The organism is Aeribacillus sp. FSL W8-0870 (assembly GCF_037963755.1).
Lineage (GTDB): Bacteria > Bacillota > Bacilli > Bacillales > Aeribacillaceae > Aeribacillus > Aeribacillus composti.
Genome location: NZ_CP150165.1, coordinates 533,238 through 552,072, shown reverse-complemented (window position 1 = coordinate 552,072; position 18,835 = coordinate 533,238). Strand labels below are relative to the sequence as shown.

Sequence of the window (18,835 nt, the reverse complement as noted above, 5' to 3'; positions counted from 1 at the left end):
ATTGGTATAATCACCTTTAGTTATCCACATGTAGTGAAATGGTGTCAAACTTGAGCTTAAAATGAAAGGGCAACGAAACATCAATAGGAGAAGTTCTCGTGCAAGAGCACTTTCATTTTACTACAGTCAAAAGCAATATGCCGCCATTTTCTTTTTTGTCTCCGCTCAACTGTGCATCTTCAACGCCGCAACCGTCATTTGGTAAAACAAGAAGATGACGAGATCATTGCGATTCACATTTTGGGAAAGCTGTTTGACTTTACTTCCGAACGAGCTTGGCACCGATTGGTGATCGGAAACTTATTTTCGAAAGATTTATTTCCTGAACGCTCTCGATATAACCGTCGTTGTTGAAATCTTGGCTTTGCCGTCAAATGGATCCGATATCAACTAGCCAAACGCGGACAACATTACGCTTATGCAGTAGTGGACAGCTTACCCATTGAACTCTGCCACCACGCACGAATGTATCGTGTCAAACGGTTTCAAGGAATCGCCGATATTGGGTATTGTGCATCCAAAAAGATGGCTTACTATGAGTTGAAGCTTCATCTTCAGATCACCGACCAAGCGCTTCCGATGGGATATGTCGTCACCGAAGCATCCTGCCACGACCGGACAGCTGCAGAAACCGTGATGACCCAACTTCCTCATCCGTACGCACTTGGTGATAAAGGATATGTGAGCCAAGACTTGCAAAAGAAGCTGTATGATGAATACAAGATCGCTTTTGGGACGCCCGTTCGGAAAAACCAGAAGATCCACCAATCGAAAGCATGGAAACGGTGGATGAAACGAAAGCGCAAAGTCATTGAAACCGTGTTTTCAGTTCTCATTGATCAGTACCGGATCACAGAGATTCGAGCCAACTCTGTTTCTGGATTTGAATCAGCTTTGGATGGCATTTTACTAACTTATTCACTCGTAATTCTTGGGCTAGTTGAGCGTTAAAGTTCAACTAGCACCACGGGTTTCTTAATTATTTTTTGATTAGGATCATTTGTCCTTGTAATCCTTGTAATCACCTCCTTAAAGAGGGATAACTATTTTGAATATTGGGAATATTAGGAATATTAAAATGATCATGAGCTGCTCATGATACTAACTGACGGTCTTTTTTCTTACGCAAAAATCCGCCCGCACGCTTGTTTCGAAAAGCAATGATCTCAGCAAGAATACTTAACGCTATTTCCTGAGGAGACTCCGAACCAATATCTAATCCAACAGGATTAAATATGTGATCATATTGGTCAATGTCGTCTATTTGAAGAGCTTTAAATATTTTTTGGCATCTAGAACGCGGACCTAAAATCCCAATATACCTTGCATCCGTATGAAGTATATGTTTCAGAACATTTATATCTCGTTCCAAATGATGGTTCATAATGACCACATACGATTTGGAACTGACTTTTACCTTTTCGGGAATTGAGCTTGCATCTGCTAAAATTCTTTTCGCACCTGGAAAACGAGCTTCTGTTAGATAGGCTGATCTTGGATCGACTACGGTTGTATTAAATCCTAATCTAACACTAAACTCTGCTAAAGGAATGGCATCATGACCCGCACCAAAAATGATTAATTCAATCGGAGGAATATTTACATCAAAAAATACATCGACTTTTTCTCCGTTTGATAAGGTGAATGTTTTTGTTTCCGATTTTGGATTTGTACTTTGTAATAGATTTTTCGAAAAATCGCAGACGAATTGATGTAATTCATTATTGTCCAGCTTACCTACCGTTTGATAGTTTTCAGAAACAAAAATTTGCTTCTGTCCGGAATGTGAACGGAGTAAGTCTAAAGTGGTTGCTAAAACACCCATTTTTTCTTCTTTTACACAAGAAAGCCAAGCTGTCAATGGATTCTTTGAAAAATCTTCAATCGAGCGATCTAATGTTAATTCATCAAAATTGATTTTTTCAATATAGATATCAACAGTACCAGGACATCCTAGCCCCAGCCCCCAGACGAGATCTTCATCCATATCATAACGCCTTAGCACAGGTTTTCCATTCTCTATAACCTGCTTAGCAGCTTCGGCAACATCGGGTTCAAGGCAGCCGCCAGAAATTAAGCCGGTTGTGTTACCGCTTTCATCAATTAGCATTTTGGCCCCTTCTCGTTTATAGGCCGATCCTTTTACACGAACGACTGTCGCTATCGCCGCTTTATTCATTTTATTTCCATTCTCCAAAATTTGGTCTACAATACTTTTGTTATCGTTCAACTGTCTCTCCCCCTATTTTCGGAACGTATCCCAACATTCTGGAAACTTGAAATGCTGCTTCTTTTAATTGCGATGTAAAATCATTTTGATTTTCTCTCATTCTCGTTGTTGGACCGCCTAATCCGATTGAGCCGGCCATATTTCCAGTAAAATTAAAGATAGGTACGGCATAGCAAGTTAATCCTATTTCAATTTCTTCCCTGTCAATCGCATAACCGTTTCTTTTAATCTCAAGTAATTCTTTCCGAAGTTTATGAGCATCTGTAATGGTGTTCTCTGTATATTTTTTCATCCCTTTTTCCTCTAAAATTTTTTCGACTTCCTCCCATGTGAAAGTGGAAAGAATCGCTTTTCCGACCGCTGTGCAATGAACAGGTCTTCTCATCCCAAGCTGAGCTGTCGTTCGAATGGACTGCGTCCCCTCTTTTTTGTAAAGATAAACAATTTCTCCGTTGTAGTAGCCAGCCAAAAATGCAGTTTCTCCCGTTTTCTCCGCCAATTTTGTCAAATAGGGGGCAGCGATATCGACAACTTCAATATTATTCAATCCCGAAACACCGATTTGTACCGTTTTCCAGCCAACATAGTATCTTTCAGTATTTGCATCTAAATGAATATAATCACAATGCTTTAACGTTTCGATCAGCCGATAAATGGTAGTTTTCGGCATATCCAACTCTTTCACTAAATCAGCTAATGAAATACCGCCATTTGCAAAAGCAACCTTCTCAAGAACAGTGAGTGCTTTTATAACTGTTGAATTGATCTGTCTATCTGAGGGCTTAGGATTGACCATGAATATTTCTCCTCCTATGATACCGCTCACAAATCAAATTTGGAACGTTGTTTCAATTTTAATAATAAAAAAGACCTTTTTTTATGTCAATATAATTTTTATTATTTTCTATAAATTCTAAATGAAGTTACTATTATTAAATTTCTTGCTTAGTTCAGGCAACCAACCATTAGGAGAGATGAGTACGTCAAATTGTGCAGGATCAAATAGAATATGGTGATAAGACAAAATTCTTAGAGATGGAAAATATCATGCAGTTTGTTCTAGAAATTTTTTCCCATCCGCTTTTCAAGGACATAAAATAATAAGAGTATGATAAAGTTCCGTAAAAAATTAAAGTTGTTTTTCATTTTCCTTAACAATATAACTTTTACATTTTATTCGGATTTCTTCTGTGAATCTTTAAATTTATTAAATTTGTTGCTAATAACTGGGCTTTTACTTTATTATTTGAAATAGGTGTTGCTTATACCAATTTAATACAGTGGTCTCAACAATTGGGCTTTCAAATGTTTTGGGTATTTTTAGGAAGAATGGTATTTTATCCTTTTGTGTAAGAAGAATATGGACGGAACAGGCAAGGTGGCAGCCGATTTGAACTTTGCAACTATCTAAAAAAGAATTGGCGTGCTTTCATATTTCAGCTTTAACTTTACGTGATAAAGCATTGGGCATCTGCTCAATGCTCTATTGTTTGTTCATTTTACGCAGAGTGGTGAAAAGGTTATGGAATTTGTACTGATTGTATTGCCGGCTTTTATCATTTTTGCAGTCGGATATGTAGGGCAAAAAACAATTGGCTTTGACATTAAATCTATTTCGGTCATGACGACATACTTAATGTATCCGTTTCTTGTCTTCCGGACATTTTATACAAACAAAATTACACTTGATTATTTTTATATTCTTATATTTTGCTTGCTTTTATGTTTCATATTAATGGTTATCGTAAAAATTGTAAGTAAATTAAAAAAATTGCCACAATCGATAGAGTCTGCCATGATGTTATCAGCTGTTTTCATGAATAGCGGCAACTATGGGGCCCCAATTATATTGTTTGTTTTTGGTCAAACTGCTTTTGATTATGCAGTCATCATGATGGTTATCCAGTCCTTTTTAATGAATACGATCGGTCTTTACTACGCTGCCATTGGCAGCAAAGAAGACAGCAGCATAAAAAGCGCCCTTATGAAAATAGTGAAAATGCCCGTTTTATATGGTTCAGCTGCCGGCATTTTGCTTCAAATTCTGCATGTTCCGGTGCCTGATTTCATCATGCAGCCTGTCGGTTTGATTGCCGATGCAACGATTCCGACCATTATGGTCATTCTCGGAATGCAGCTCGCCAACATCCAGCTAAAAAGTGTAAAAGCTGGCGACGTCGCTTCCATCTTTATCATTCGCATGATCATATCGCCTATTATTTCAATTGGTATTATTCTTTGTCTTCCGCTTGAAGACTTGCTTGCAAAAATTTTAATCATTCTTGCATCTATGCCTACTGCAGCCAACACGACAATGTTTGCTGTTCAATTTCAAACAGAACCAGATTTAGTTTCATTCAGCACATTAACCACGACGCTGGCCAGCATTGCTACAGTGCCGCTCTTGCTTGCGCTGCTCTCTTAAAAAAGAAACGAGCGAGCAGCATTACATGAACGGCAGCTCAAATGCGTCAAATGTGTCACATCTCTTTTTTATAATTTGCCATCATATTTTGCAAAATGTCCACCAGCTTTTCGATACCGACTTGCAAATCATGCTCGCTCAAATAAGAATAGCTGATGCGAATATAATGTTGTTTCGGTTCATGAAGAAAACAGGCGCTTCCGGGCAAATAAGAAATCTTATTTTTCCGAGCTGCTTCTTGCAATTTTATTGGCTGAATCACGGATGGAAGTTTAATCCAGGCATTCAATCCGCCTTTTGGTTTATAAATCATTACTTCCTCTAAATTTTTGAATGCGTCAAGAACCGTATTTCTTCTTAATTCAAGTGCAATTTTTAGTTTTTCCATATGATTTTTCATCCGCTCCGTCCGCAAAATGGGAAGCAGCGCTTTTTGCGGTAAGAGCGGGCTTCCGATATCCATTGTCGCTTTCGTGCCGTACAGCCAATCGAATAAAACCCCATCCACAATGACAGCCGCAATGCGAATGCCTGGCGCAGTTGTTTTGCTAAATCCTTTAAGGTAAATGACGTGACCGTTTTTATCAAAGAATTTTATTGGCTTTGGCACCGTAATATTGTCAAATGAAACTTCGCTGAACGAATCGTCTTCTAAAATTAAAAAATGGTACATTTCTGCGAGTTCTACCAATTGCTTGCGGCTCTTTTCCGGCATGCATGTTCCAGTAGGATTTTGAAAGGTTGGGTTTACATATAATAGTTTTGGTTGATGCACCTGCAATTTATCCTCCAATTCATCCACTTTCAGTCCCTCTTCATTTACTCCAATCGATACGACTTGAAATCCTTTATTGACAAACACATCAATGGCCGCACCATAACAAGGGCTTTCAACCATCACAACATCCCCTGGACTTAACAAAGTTTGCGCCACTAAGTCAATTCCTTGCTGTGCACCGCTTGTAATGATCATTTTGTCGTGTTTAACAGATAAGTGATGGAAGTTAAATAAATAATTGGCAATTTCATACCTTAATTCTTCATCTCCTTCAATAGGACCATATGTCGACAACACAAGGGGATGCTGCTCCAATATTTTTTTCATTTCTTGAACAAGGAAGTGAGATGGAAGCAGCCTTGGATAAACGACTGCTTGGGAAAAGTCATAAATCTCTTTTTCACGATAGGCGAGATATTGTGATCTTGTTCCATTCATCTTCATCTGATGCTGCCAGTCGAAAGATTCAGAGTGCTTTTCATATGATTTTTTCTTTCCTGCTGCAACAAAAACACCTTTACCTTGCTGAATCTGTATATATCCTTTCAATTCCAGCAGTTTGTAGGCTTTTTGCACCGTCAGAAAGCTTACATTAAGTTCATTTGCTAACGATCTTAAAGAAGGAAGCCTTTCACCGTGAGGAAGCATGCCCGATTGAATCCGTTCTTCGATTTGCCTGCTGATTTGTTCATAATATGGGGTGCCTAATTTTTTATTAATCGATAATTGCATTGTCTCCCCTCCCATTACATAAAAGACAAAAGATAAAAGCGCATAACTGTTATACAGTGCATTGTACTGTTATATACCGTTGTCGTTATAATATCAAAAAACTTAACAAAAAGGAGTTATTCGTCGTGGTTATTTTGAATTACTGTTTTATATGCTTAATTTTTGGAACAACTTTTTTAGCTATCAAAATCGGAATTGAAGCAGGGGCACCGCCGTTTTTTTCAGCGGGAATGCGTTTTTTTGCCGCTGGGGTGATTATGATGGCCGTCTTTAAAATGCGGAACTATCGATTGAAAACCGTTTTATTTTCCTCTTCGCTCGTGTTTAACGGTTTTTGCTTAACTTTTATCACTTTTGCTTCATTATATTGGGCTGAGCAATTCATCCCGTCCGGACTAGCTGCTGTATTATCTGCAACAGGCCCGATGATGGTGCTGCTCCATCAGGCAAGAGAGAATAAACAACCGATCAAAAAAGAACAATTAGCAGGGATGGCAGCTGCTTTAATAGGCGTCTTTTTGATCTCTTCACCGGGGTTCTCTTTGTCTGTCTCCGGCATGTGGGTTTTGGCTTGCTTTATGATCATATTAAGCGAGTGGTTTTATGGACTTGGGACAGTTCGGGCAAAAATGTTTACAAGCAAACATCCGGATATCTCGCCGTTTCTTTCAAATGCCGTACAAATGTTTTACGGCGGCATTTTCTTATTGGCTGTATCCTTTTTAACGGGCGAACAAGGCAAATGGCTGCTGCTGGCAAGCTATGAAACGGTGTTATCACTGCTCTATTTAATCATCATCGGCTCCATCGTCGGCCACGGGCTGTATTATTGGCTTGTTTCAAAAACAAATCCGGTTTTTCCGTCAACTTGGCTTTACATTTCGCCTCTTGTCGCGCTAATCGCCGGCTACATAATATTAAATGAAATCATGAAACCCATTACGCTGATCGGCGCCTTCTTGATCTTATTTGGTGTATTTTTAACTAATCGATCAACTTTTTATGAGTATTGGAAAAAGGGAGCGCTATTTCACAGGACCGCTTCAAAAAATTTTGATTGAAAACTCTGGAATATTTTAAAAAAAGCCGTTAAATCCCTGCGACAAAAACTTTCAGTGTGCCATTTCATCCATAGCGATTTAAAAAAATGAGGCCAGCTTGCCTCTCTCATTCAGAGGACAAGCTGGCCGGATTCTTTTGCACAGCTCTCTTAATATGTTTTAAATTTACCCATTACTTGATTTTTTTCAGATCGGCCACGTTGCGGCAAATGAAAGAACGACGACTTATCTATGTGCAAAGTGGGCTATTTTCAACAATAAAAAAGCTTGCAGAGAAAAAATACTTCTTTCTCCGCAAGCTGATAGGAAAGGAGAGTTCTATTTAACCCTCTTCAATCCATTAATTTTTTCTAAAAAAGTCAGTAAACGCGTTGAAAATTTCCAATCCTTGATAAGACAATAAAGAGAGAGCTGTAATTGAAAAAAATGCTGTTAAAAACATACGTAACCATATCATGGTACTCATCCTCCTTTGAATGATTTGTTTATGATTCATTCAAGCAGGTGAGACCACATAATTCGATTCGTAAAAGACGGGATTTAGCAAAAACCGTCTTTTGACAGATTGCACAAAGCAATAGCAGAAATAAGTGGTGCTTAACGCTATAAAAATGTAACTGGCAATATCAACCCAAGAGTCTTTTCCTATATCTGGTCCATCAATCGGAGCAAAATTTTCTGCCAAATGATCGATGGTGCTAATTTCGTGTACAGCATTTATAGTATGACTGGAACGATCACTAGAAATGTATAAACAGGTAATACTTATAAAAATAAAAATTGTCAGGGCAACGATTTTTTTCATGTATTCACGCCCCTTTAACATCTTTTCTTCATTATATACTCGGTTTTAATATTTTAAAACAAAAATGTTTTTCTGTCTTCCCCTCTGTTTGATTATTTAACGAACAATTTCTTTTCCTCGATTCTGCCATCTGCTTTAGTTCTGTAAGATTTCACTGTTGAATCCGGGAGGCAATCCGCAGTGCCTTCAAAAAACTTCACCTGTTTCTGTACGAATTTCCGAAATGCTGTCTGTCGGCAGGTTTTATTTTTTGAGACTTATTAAACGAATCAGTGAGGAGACCAAAAAAGCAGCAGCAACAGCTAGAAGAATTTTTCCGACAAGCAATGCTGTTATTTTCAGCACGAATACTGCCAAAATCATGACTAAACTGATTGCGATCATAATGAGAGAATAAGTTTTCATATGAGGTTCATCTCCTTTAGCTGTCTGTTTTCAAGCAGAAAAAATCGGCTGCCTAATTCGGCATAAATATATCGCTGGTGACTTGTAAATAAAATGCATTGTTCCTTGAACGCTTCTTTCAGCATCATGATTGACTGCTTTTGTGAGGCCTCGTCTAATGAAGTAAAAGGTTCATCCAAAATAATCAACTCAGGTGATCTTGCTAACATACTAATAAGGAATAGTTTACATTTCATGCCTAGAGAGTAATGTTTGACCGGCTTTTGCAAAGCATGTGTCAGATCAAACTGTTCACAAAGCTCTTGGAATTTTTCTTCATATGCAGCTCTTTTTTCTTTTTTGATCCTCCAAAGTGAAAGAATAAGCTCCTTATTTTCAAATCCAGTTAATGCATCATAAACAAGTGGTTTATCAGGAATATAGGCCATTGCTTCTTTAAAACGATCTGTTCCAGGCTTATACTGTTCATTAAATAAAATGTTGCCTGAATCCGGTTGGATTAATCCCGCTATTAGCCTTAGCAAAGTTGATTTGCCGCTGCCATTTTTTCCGATGATACATGCTCGGTCTCCTGCATGTAATTGAAAAGAAACATTTTCCAGCAATGCTCCTTTTTCTGCAGTTTGTTCATACTGAAAAGCCAGTTGTGAAACTTGAAGCTTAACCATTAGAAATCCTCCAATAATCAACAAACAGTTTATAATCCAATAAAGCGAGACAATACGCCACAGCCCCTATTCTGCTTCCTTTTAGCGTAAGAAACTATTCCGTAATAAAGCAGAAATATCAAGATAAAGGGATAAGTACTTATGATTGAAAAAATTAATAGTTCCGGTATTTTCAAGCACTGTGTGAGAAAAAGGTAAGTCCTACATGACAGCGGTCATATAAGTCGTGATTTTCCCTATGAGAATTGTTGTAAAACAAAGTGACTGCGGTCATCTTCCATCAAGTCAACGAACCAATTCCAAACATTGATAGCTATCTAACATAAAAATAACTGCGAAAGAAAAATTGTTTCCTGGTTGTAAATTTGGAATGCGCTCATTGCGAGTATATGGCAGCGAGTTCAAACACAAGAAATAAATCAGTCCCAGCGAGGCAATCACTTATTCAGTAATAGAAAGGATTTTAACTTTTTCAACATGGTCAATTCCTTTCTTCATTGTATTCTTACAGACAATTAGGCAAATGGCTGAAACTATCATAAAATATAGAACAGATATGTAGTTGACAGCACCTGCCGCTTCCCTCAATCCACCAATAAATAGTGATGCGAGCAAGTAATAAATAAAAGGCATGACGAGAAAGTTCCTCATAAAAGCTTGGCCGTTATTTACTATGTTTTCCTCTTCTTCTGTTGTTCCAATCTCGTATTCATGAATAAAATGGAACTTGGTGATAAATGGAAACAAGTATAATTGAATAAATGGAAAAATGAAAAAAGAGATAGTTATTCCAATAAAAGGAATGATCATCCTGAGATCAGCTATTTGGAAATACATAAGAATCATTATATTCCCTATCGTCAAAAAGAAAGATGGAATTAAATATAGGCAATAAAACAATTTCAATTTTGCCCAAAAGAATTCAGTTAACGAAAAAAATGATAGTTGGTACATCCATATGTTTCTTTTTTCGGTGCTAAAAGAAAAGAAAGAAGGAGTCAACATTCTCATTTCCATTGCTTGGTTAGCTAAAACCATCAAGTTCAATGTAAATAATAGCTGTATTTGGAGAGCCGTGTTACCTGTCGCTGACATACATGCAGTAAAGAACCCTATATAAAAAAATGCTTCGTAAGATAAGACCATATAATTAAAAAATTCTTTTGAGAGCAGCCATCTTTTTTCACGTATGATTTGTAGATCTTTATAAATCAGTGCATTCTTCGGCAAAAAAATAGAACGTACCCAATGCAGCAGCTGTAGATAGAAGTGAAAAAAGTCACGAAATCTCTTAATCTCTCCATGATCTTCAGTTGGAATCATTTTAACAGGCAAGGAAAGTACGCCAACTAGAAGGAAAATCAGAGGCCCTAACATCCAGGGAGTCCCAATAAAATGTTCAATCTGCAAATATAAAGAGCCATCTGAAAATAAACTCTTTTGAAAGGAGTTTATTTTATTCCCATATAGATTGATCAGCTGCTGAGATAGATTGACCCAAGCTGTATCTTCAGCTGCAGCCAAAAAGGATGGAAAATTATCCTTAAATGTTTTGAAAATAGGGACTAGAAGACCTGACACAAGAACGCGCCCCAGCATAAAAAAAGCAGTTGAGACAGCGGCGAAAAATACAAAACGGACCCACCCTATTTTTTTTACTACAATGTTATGAATATAGGCACCTGCAAGTTTATTGCTCGTCATAAACAACAGAGCGCCCAGCAGCAAAATATTCAACTGCTTCATCCAGAATAAAGCATCTAATGATTCCGCAATTCGTGATTGAAATAAAATATAAACAAAAAATAGGCTGGAATTTGTAAAAATGCTCCATACCAGCTCTAAAGCAATAAATGTGATATGTATTGATTTGAACGAGACTGGAGCAGCCTGAATAAGATCCATAAACGGTGGAATATGAGTTCTTCGATAAGCTCCGGCTCCCTTAAAAATTGAATAAAGAAGAAAAAAGACAATGAAACCACTCTCCCATTGCTGGCGATATTGCTGGGAGTATAGCCATTTGTACAAAACGGATACGATGACGAAGGCAAGCAAAATATCAAGAATAAAAGAAAACATCATATACTGTTTTGAACTAAGTTTTCTTAAAAAGGGCGCTTTTTTAATAATGAATTCGATGACAGCAGAATATTGCTGTTCCATTCGAATCGATAGCATAAGTGATAATAGCTTTATTAACATTCTCTCACCTGTATTTCAAAGTATGAAAATTCTTCATCGAAAAATAGTTTGACTTTCAAGCGATAATCACTTTTCTTGATTTCCTTCTTTAGATATTAACGAATTGCTTCTTAACCTGCTGCAGCGCTCAATGAACGTCCGTCTGAACCAACTGCTGTTGGAATAGAAACGAGTGCAGTAATAGCTCCGCCAGCTTCAACAACGTTTAAGACAACCGCCGCTACACTTTCACGATCTGCAGCTGGAAACGCTGAAGAGAGTGAGCACAGTGCAAACGTTAAAAAGCCGACTGCTAAAGCACACTAAAAGAAAAGACAGCTTGTTTTATTTCTTTTAGCCATTAACAGTAAATTACTTACTAAAATACTTTTTATTACCACCTAAGTTTAAGATATATTCAGACCACTATCAATACATCTTTGTAAATTTTATTCACAAAACTTTCACTCAAGTTTTTAAATTTTTTTCAACACTCTAACCCACAGATCAGGCAAGTATGAACTTCTATCCTGCTTGGCTTGGTAGGGATCTTATTACTGATTTTGTAGTCATGGAAGGGTATCATTCCGCTTAGGAGGCAGCATTATATCTGATAGGAAATAATGAAGGACAAAAATCTTTTTTATTTATTATATGTCTTTGCATTATAGATCAAAAAATGCCTCTATATAACTTTATTAAGACAAAAGTAGAGCCGATTCTTTAATAGACAGACTCTAAAGTAAATTCATTCAAATTTCGTCTTAACAACTTATACAAAAACAAATTTTCCACAATTTAAGAGATATTCTTCAACTTCTTGATTTGATCAACCATCATAACAAAATTTTTATCTTCATAAGCATTTTCATCTTTCTTTAATGTTAACTATATATTCTTGGTATTCTTTTACAAAGGCTTTCATAAAGTCCATAAAATGGAAATCCAGTACTCTTTGTTTGCTTGAATATATTAACTAAAACAATCAATGAACAAGCGATTTTGGGATTTTTTAAATGTATATTTTAACGCATTCTCATGAGTTTCAATGGTACCTTGAACTATTTCTCCATTACTTAATTTTATTAAGTAATCTCCAATATCCAATAAAAGACCATCATGGAACGTTGAATTTAATAATTCACGTTTTTTACCATTTTCAACAATATACATATATAATCTTTTGCAAAAAGAATAGTTCAAAAGGCTCATCTTTTGTATCCTCATATTCTTCAACTTCGAATATTAGTTTCAACTACTAATCCATCTCACAAATTTATTTTACTTTTATTACATTTTTACCGGATAAAGGATAATCTGTTTTTATGACTCATCTTTATTCACAATTACTTTAACTTGGTTTATTCCGTACTTGTTAATAGAATAAACATAAGATTTATCCCCATTTCTTGCTGTTCCTTTATAAGTTCCTTTTTCTAGAGATTTCATATTCTGAAGGAACATCTTTGGATAAGATGTTATTTATTTCTCCGATCAAATCATTTCCTAGCTCCTGAAATTTTTCCCAATCGATATTTTGATACCGATCATGATTTGTTAGTTGGTTAAATACATCATGATAACGAGAAATAAAGAGAGATAATTCATCTTCATTGTTTTCAGCTGTTTCTTCATTTTGTTGTCCTGTATTCGTTGAAGAAAGATTCGATTCATTACTCTTCCCATTACTGGCTTCATTAGTTGACTCTTGATCTTTTTGTCTGACATTTTCTTCACTGTTTAAAAAATAAAAAGCAGATAGACTGACAAGCAGAAATAAACCGCACAACGATAACACTACTACTTACTTTTTTGACTTCATGTCTTCCACCCTATTCCATTTTTTGATCTATTCTAAATATATAAAATTTTAAATCTATAAAAAATGACAAAAAAGCACCCATCTCATTTGAGAGGGTACTTTCAAGCAGATTAGACCAAACTCAATCTCCATCAATACAATCAAGTTTACACAGAACCTTTGAACCATTTATGTTATACAAGAACTGCTTCTTTTTTTATTACAGTATTTTGAAGAACGAGATTGACCGGATCTCCAACTTGAAAGCGGGAAGTATGTTGAATCAATTCATGTACCGTCCATTCTTCTTCACCTACTTGTACGATGTAATACATTTCTTTTCCTTGATATTGAACAAATTTTACCACCCCATGCGAAGAACCTTCTTTTGCTTTAGACAGCGCCCATTGATCCGGACGGACAGGATATAGACCCTTTTTTTTCAAATTAATAGATACTCCTATATCCGGCCATTTTTCATTAGGAAATGGCTTCGGAATAAACATTTTTTCCTCCCATTTACCTTGAATTAAATTGCATTTGCCTACAAAAGTTGCAACAAATTCTGTCTCCGGCCTTGTAAAAATCATTTCCGGCCGGTCAATTTGTTCAATTTTCCCACGATTCATTACGACAATTCGATCTGCCATCGCAAATGCTTCGCTTTGATCATGGGTAACATATACAATGGAAGCATTTGTGTGACGATGAATGTGTTGAATCTCCTTTCTCATTTCCATTCGAAGTTCAGCATCTAAAGCACTGAGAGGCTCATCCATTAATAAAAGACCTGGTTCTGGCGCAATTGCACGTGCTAAAGACACCCGCTGTTTTTGTCCGCCGGAAAGTTCATGAGGATATCGTTGGGCTAGCGACTCTAACCCAACCATTCGTAAAACATTTTTCACTCTCTCCTCCCGCTGCTCCTTATCAGCCTTTGGAGCAAACGAATGATGCATTAAAGGAAATTGAACATGCTCATATACTGTCATATGCGGCCATAAGGCAAACGATTGAAAAACCATCCCTATGTTCCTTTTTTCCGGCGGGAGGACGGCTTCCGCTGAAGCAACAACAGTATCATTTATCGTAATGGTTCCGCTTGTCGGTTTCATAAAACCGGCCAGTAATTTTAATAATGTAGTCTTTCCACAACCAGAAGGTCCCAAAATGGCGATAAATTCTCCATCCTTGATTGTTAAATCAATGGAATGCAAAGCTGTGACATCCCCATATGATTTTGAAATCCCATCAAGCCGAATCATTTTGTTTTCAACACCTTTCGTCTCCAAACTTTTTCAAGGCTGATAAACAAAAAACTGCCGAACAAAATTCCTAAAACAATTAAACTTGAAAATGCTGTGGAATAAGTGGTATATCCAGCCTGTTCGTAGTTAAAAATAACAACTCCCACCGTTTCGGCTCCTGTAGACCATAGAAGGCTGGAAACTGTCAGTTCGGTCAAAGAGGTTAAAAAGACCAACAAGGCTCCGCCAATGATACCCGGCAAAAGAAGCGGCATGAGAATTCGCCGCCATTTGACCAAAGGTTTAGCCCCTGACGTACGAGCAGCTTCTTCAATGGAAGGCTCTACCTGTGTCAGCGCCGTGTAGCTTCCCCTAACCTGTAAAATGATAAATCTTGTAATGTAGGCAATAATTAAAATCCAAATGGAGCCGTAGATACCCGGGTTCCATCCTGGCAACGGCTGCATCCATGAAAAGATCATACTGAGAGCAAAGACAGTCCCCGGCAGTGCGTAAGGTATCGTTACAAACAGCTCCACTAACTTTGTCCATCTATTTGGTGATTTATAGCGAAGATACGCAATGGCCGTTCCGACAATCAATGAGACAATTGTCGTTAACATCGCAAGCTTCATGCTGTTGCTGATCGCTGACATTGTTTTTGGATCAGAGAATAGAATGTATCGATAGTTTTCCAGTGATAAATTTTCTAATTGAAAAGGGAGCCCGTAAGCTTTTATTAATGATGTCGTACCCATTGAAACGAACGGAACGAAACTCGTGAACAACAAAAGTGCCCAAACGGCTATTTCGATCAAACGCTTCCACGTCAACGACAAATGAATGCGAGGTTCTTTATCCCGTTTGACCGTTTCAATTACACGGCTTCGCCTTAAAAGAAGCCATTGAATAGACAGTCCGATTAAAGCAATTGCTCCCAACAAAATCGATAGAACGGCCGCTCTTGCAAAGGCAGCCGGTCCAAATCCGACGACTTCTTCGTAAATATACGTACTTAGCACACGAATGTTTGCCGGGATACCTAAAAAAGCAGGGATCCCAAAGTTATCAAGATTTGATAAAAAAGCGAGCATCCCGCCGCTACAAATCCCGGGCAATGCTAGCGGAAGGATGACCTTACGAATAATAGTTCCTCTTTTAGCACCGCATGTTTGTCCCGCTTGCTCAAGCTCCAGAGGAATTTTTCTAAACACTTCCACCGTTAGTAAATATACAAGCGGATAATGAGACAAACCTAAAATAAAAATGATTCCACCTATGCTATACAAGTTTGGCAGCTTCCAATCTCCTGGAAGCATATGAAGAACAGCTGCAATTGGTCCATTGCCGCTAAAAAACTGAACCCATGCAAGTGTTGTAATGTATGAAGGAATAATAAACGGAAGAAAGATAAACAGCTGCATCCATTTTTTCCCGCTAATGTTTAAATAGGCGATAACCCATGCCATCGCAATCCCTAAAATAAGTGAAACCAAAGTAGAACCGATGACGATATAAAGCGTATTTTTCACAGTGATCCATGTTTGTTCTTCTTTCAGCACTTCTGAGTAATTCGAAAGTGAGACGGCACCCTCTTCTGTTAAACTTAATAAGATAAGGCGAAAAACGGGAACTATAAAAAATAAAATAATCAGTAAAAACCCGAAACCCATCCACAAGTTTTTCAATGGGAAGAAACGAGAAAACGAGGACGTGCTCCTCGTCATCCCTTTTGTTTGCTCTTTACCAGGAAACATCGTCCTCTCTCCTTTAATTATTGTTGACCAAATATTTCACCAAATTTTGCTTTATCTTCTTCACGAGATTGATAAAGCTCAGATATGTCTGCATTCAGTACGTTCAACTCATCAATCGTTTTTAATCCCTCTGGAGCATTAACGTCTTGGCGAATCGGTGTATATCCAAGTTCAGCTGCTAATTTTTGTCCTTCTTCTGATAAAACGAAATCTACGAAAGCTTTAGCTGCTTCTTCATTTTTTGTATCCTTCATAATACCGATCGGTTCAGTAATGACAGGAACGCCTTCTTTCGGATAGATGAATTCTACAGGTGAACCTTCTTTTTTGGCTCGCGCAGCGAGATAATCAACAACGATTCCGTATGGCTTTTCCCCTGAAGCAACCGATTTTAACACACCGCCATTCCCTTTCGTAACAGCCATTCCGTTTTCTTTTAAACGTTTGAAGAAATCCCATCCTAAATCGTTTTGTCTTGTAAACACTCCAAGATTGTATGCAGCTGCTCCTGAATAAAACGGGCTTGGCATAATCGCTTTTCCTTTTGCGTCGCTTTCCGTCAATACATTCCAGCTATCAGGTATGTTTTGCACACTATTTGTGTTCACTGCAAGAACAGTTGCCATCACTTTTGTGCCTGTGTACATGCCGTCGCTGTCAATAAACTGACCCGGAATTTGTTCTGCTTCTTTTGATTTGTAAGAAAGTAAAAGATCGTCATTTTTTAAACTTTCAAACGTTACAGCGTCTGCAACAAGCAAAACATCTGCTTGAATGTTTCCAGCTTCTTTTTCAGCTTGTAATTTTGCAATCACTTCTTCCGTTCCTGACCGGAAAGTATTGACTTTTACATCAGGATATTTTTCATTAAAAGCTGTCACTAATCTTTGAGCATCTTCATCAGGCTGTGAAGTATAGAAATTAAGTTCCCCTGAGACTTCCTTCTTTTGTTCTGACTGCGTTTCTACATCATTGCTTGATGAGGCATTATTGCTGCTGCCACAGGCAGCTAATACAAAAAGTAATGTGAATATAGTGAAAGCGGACAACCATTTACGCATTGGAATGTTCCTCCTTACCCTCTTTTAAGAAATTTAAAGAGCATTTTCGAAACCAGCGTTCAATCTGTTCCATTTTCCGTTTGTGATGAACGGGAAACTCCACAGGTGAAACGGTGATATAACCTTCCTTTAGCTTTAAATAATCACTGTTTTCGTTAAGGTTTACTAATTGGTTTAATTCATCCTTTAACCAAAAATATACTTGACCGTGCGGATCGTTTAGCCCTACGTATCGATAACGGGAAACTGTCAAATCTAAAGGAACTACCTCAACACCTTTACAAAGATAAATCGGAATATTCGGTAAATTGATGTTTAAAAAAACTCCTTTAGGAATTCGGTTTTGTAAAATAATTTCAACCGCTTTATACAAAAGCTGTTTTGTTTTTAAATAATTTACCTTCGCTTCATCAAATTCGTTCAACGATACTGATACGGCTGGAACGTTGTAAAGAGAAGCCTCAACCGCACCTGCCAATGTACCAGAGTAATATAAATCCCTTCCTAAATTCGGACCAAGATTAATACCTGAAAACAATATATCAGGCGGAGTCTTTAACAGTACTTCCATCCCAAGCTTGACGCAATCGGCCGGAGTACCGTTTACGGCCCATGCCCCTTTCGTTCCAGAGAATATTTCTACAGGTTTCACTTTTAATGGTGTTCTGAGAGTAATGGAATGGCCGACTGCGCTTCGCTCTTGGTCAGGACAAACGACATAAACTTCACCAAAATGCTGAAGAACTTCTACAAGTGCTTCGACTCCTGGCGCAAAAATTCCGTCATCGTTTGTAACTAAAATTCTCAACGGACAACCTCCTTCAAGCGATTTCCGTTCCGTTTTATATACAGTACATTTTTCTTTAACACCATCAAATCTTTTGAAGCATCAAACCCTTCAATAATTACTGGAATATTCTCGATAGTTAAAAATTTGTTTAATATTTCTTCTCCGATATCACCGTCACCTAACGGTAAATGAAGAATTTCTTTTGTTGCATCACTAATATGAATTTTGTTTACCTCCGGCATTTCATTCCAGATAGAAAAAATGTCTGCATGTAATGGAATGTGGGCGACATCAAATGTCGTTTGAATTTGCGGGAAAAAGGGTACAATCACTTTTTTTACGGCGGCTGGTTTAATAATAAATTCTTTCGCCTCCCATTCCATCATTTCTAACGATAACGTGAGTCCTTCTTGTCTAGCTTTTCGATCAAGTTCTTCCATTGATTCGAACAAAAGCTCTTCATGGATAGAAACGTCTGAATCCGCAAGAGTCAGCTTTCCTGGATGAAATGTAATATTATCAGCCCCAATTTGTGAAGCCAGCTCAATAGATCGAATAATTTCATGAACGGACTGCTTGCGAATGCCATTATTTAGAGAGCTTAAGTTTAAATCCCAGCTTGCTGCGTGCATCGTCAGCTGCATGTTTGTTTCTTCTTTGACCTGTCGGATTCGTTTAGGCATGCTTTCATATTTCCACACATGCTCTGCCCAAACCTCAACACCGACAAATTTTAACTCTTTTGCCTGCCTAATCACTTCCTCAACCGGAAATGCCCATGCAAGTGTAGAAGCAAAGCGTATATTCATCGAACTGATTTCCTCCTTTCTTATTTTTTAATGAAATGGAGAGATTCATTTTTACATTGCCGATAAGAGAAAGATTTCGTGA

Annotated in this window: 16 protein-coding genes and 1 pseudogene; 3 read left to right on the top strand and 14 right to left on the bottom strand. The window is 37.6% G+C overall.

All coding sequences use genetic code 11. From position 1 onward, the window contains the following. The first annotated feature begins 98 nt into the window (after positions 1 to 98). Positions 99 to 951: pseudogene (locus NSU02_RS02845) on the top strand (IS982 family transposase). A gap of 142 nt (positions 952 to 1,093) precedes the next feature. Here NSU02_RS02845 and NSU02_RS02840 read toward each other — a convergent pair. Both NSU02_RS02840 and NSU02_RS02835 read right to left on the bottom strand, forming a co-directional pair. After that, positions 1,094 to 2,179, bottom strand: a complete 1,086-nt coding sequence (locus tag NSU02_RS02840; protein ID WP_339195648.1) for an XdhC/CoxI family protein — start codon at positions 2,177 to 2,179, stop codon at positions 1,094 to 1,096. 40 nt (positions 2,180 to 2,219) lie between these two features. After that, positions 2,220 to 3,026, bottom strand: a complete 807-nt coding sequence (locus NSU02_RS02835; RefSeq protein WP_063386360.1) for an IclR family transcriptional regulator — start codon at positions 3,024 to 3,026, stop codon at positions 2,220 to 2,222. 726 nt (positions 3,027 to 3,752) lie between these two features. Here NSU02_RS02835 and NSU02_RS02830 point away from each other — a divergent pair. Continuing rightward, positions 3,753 to 4,655: an AEC family transporter gene (locus tag NSU02_RS02830; protein WP_063387889.1), complete on the top strand. Its 903-nt coding sequence runs from the start codon at positions 3,753 to 3,755 to the stop codon at positions 4,653 to 4,655. A 55-nt stretch (positions 4,656 to 4,710) separates the two neighbouring features. Here the strand turns inward: NSU02_RS02830 and NSU02_RS02825 are convergent, their stop codons facing one another. Then, positions 4,711 to 6,165, bottom strand: a complete 1,455-nt coding sequence (locus NSU02_RS02825; protein WP_339194148.1) for a PLP-dependent aminotransferase family protein — start codon at positions 6,163 to 6,165, stop codon at positions 4,711 to 4,713. Positions 6,166 to 6,290: 125 nt separating this feature from the next. Between NSU02_RS02825 and NSU02_RS02820 the strand changes: the two genes are divergently transcribed. Further along, positions 6,291 to 7,226 (top strand): EamA family transporter, encoded by a 936-nt coding sequence (locus tag NSU02_RS02820; RefSeq protein ID WP_066246979.1) that lies wholly within the window; start codon positions 6,291 to 6,293, stop codon positions 7,224 to 7,226. A 496-nt stretch (positions 7,227 to 7,722) separates the two neighbouring features. On the opposite strand, the gene NSU02_RS02815 is transcribed toward NSU02_RS02820, so the two are convergent. From NSU02_RS02815 to NSU02_RS02765, 11 genes are all read right to left on the bottom strand, one after another. Beyond that, positions 7,723 to 8,031 (bottom strand): hypothetical protein, encoded by a 309-nt coding sequence (locus tag NSU02_RS02815; protein WP_066246982.1) that lies wholly within the window; start codon positions 8,029 to 8,031, stop codon positions 7,723 to 7,725. A gap of 243 nt (positions 8,032 to 8,274) precedes the next feature. Continuing rightward, positions 8,275 to 8,436, bottom strand: coding sequence for a hypothetical protein (locus tag NSU02_RS02810; RefSeq protein ID WP_162877049.1), 162 nt, complete (start codon positions 8,434 to 8,436; stop codon positions 8,275 to 8,277). Next, positions 8,433 to 9,104, bottom strand: a complete 672-nt coding sequence (locus NSU02_RS02805; protein WP_066246985.1) for an ABC transporter ATP-binding protein — start codon at positions 9,102 to 9,104, stop codon at positions 8,433 to 8,435. The genes NSU02_RS02810 and NSU02_RS02805 overlap by 4 nt, the downstream gene beginning before the upstream one ends. 441 nt (positions 9,105 to 9,545) lie before the next feature. Beyond that, positions 9,546 to 11,309 (bottom strand): hypothetical protein, encoded by a 1,764-nt coding sequence (locus NSU02_RS02800; RefSeq protein ID WP_066246989.1) that lies wholly within the window; start codon positions 11,307 to 11,309, stop codon positions 9,546 to 9,548. A 951-nt stretch (positions 11,310 to 12,260) separates the two neighbouring features. After that, the gene (locus tag NSU02_RS02795) at positions 12,261 to 12,500 is read right to left on the bottom strand and encodes a hypothetical protein (RefSeq protein ID WP_339194145.1); all 240 of its coding nucleotides are present in this window, start codon (positions 12,498 to 12,500) and stop codon (positions 12,261 to 12,263) included. Between the two features lie 208 nt (positions 12,501 to 12,708). Further along, positions 12,709 to 13,077 (bottom strand): hypothetical protein, encoded by a 369-nt coding sequence (locus NSU02_RS02790; RefSeq protein WP_339194143.1) that lies wholly within the window; start codon positions 13,075 to 13,077, stop codon positions 12,709 to 12,711. Between the two features lie 206 nt (positions 13,078 to 13,283). Next, positions 13,284 to 14,354, bottom strand: coding sequence for an ABC transporter ATP-binding protein (locus NSU02_RS02785; RefSeq protein WP_066248188.1), 1,071 nt, complete (start codon positions 14,352 to 14,354; stop codon positions 13,284 to 13,286). Further along, positions 14,351 to 16,093 carry an iron ABC transporter permease gene (locus tag NSU02_RS02780; RefSeq protein WP_066248186.1) on the bottom strand — a complete coding sequence of 581 codons (1,743 nt, stop codon included), beginning with the start codon at positions 16,091 to 16,093 and terminating at the stop codon, positions 14,351 to 14,353. The genes NSU02_RS02785 and NSU02_RS02780 overlap by 4 nt, the downstream gene beginning before the upstream one ends. A 17-nt stretch (positions 16,094 to 16,110) precedes the next feature. Beyond that, a complete protein-coding gene (locus NSU02_RS02775) occupies positions 16,111 to 17,154 on the bottom strand; it encodes an ABC transporter substrate-binding protein (protein WP_063387898.1) in 1,044 nt (347 codons plus the stop codon). After that, a complete protein-coding gene (gene surE, locus NSU02_RS02770) occupies positions 17,147 to 17,962 on the bottom strand; it encodes a 5'/3'-nucleotidase SurE (protein ID WP_066248180.1) in 816 nt (271 codons plus the stop codon). Before surE ends, NSU02_RS02775 begins: the two co-directional genes overlap by 8 nt. Then, the gene (locus tag NSU02_RS02765; RefSeq protein ID WP_339194140.1) at positions 17,959 to 18,753 is read right to left on the bottom strand and encodes a sugar phosphate isomerase/epimerase family protein; all 795 of its coding nucleotides are present in this window, start codon (positions 18,751 to 18,753) and stop codon (positions 17,959 to 17,961) included. The genes surE and NSU02_RS02765 overlap by 4 nt, the downstream gene beginning before the upstream one ends. Between the last annotated feature and the right edge of the window lie 82 nt (positions 18,754 to 18,835).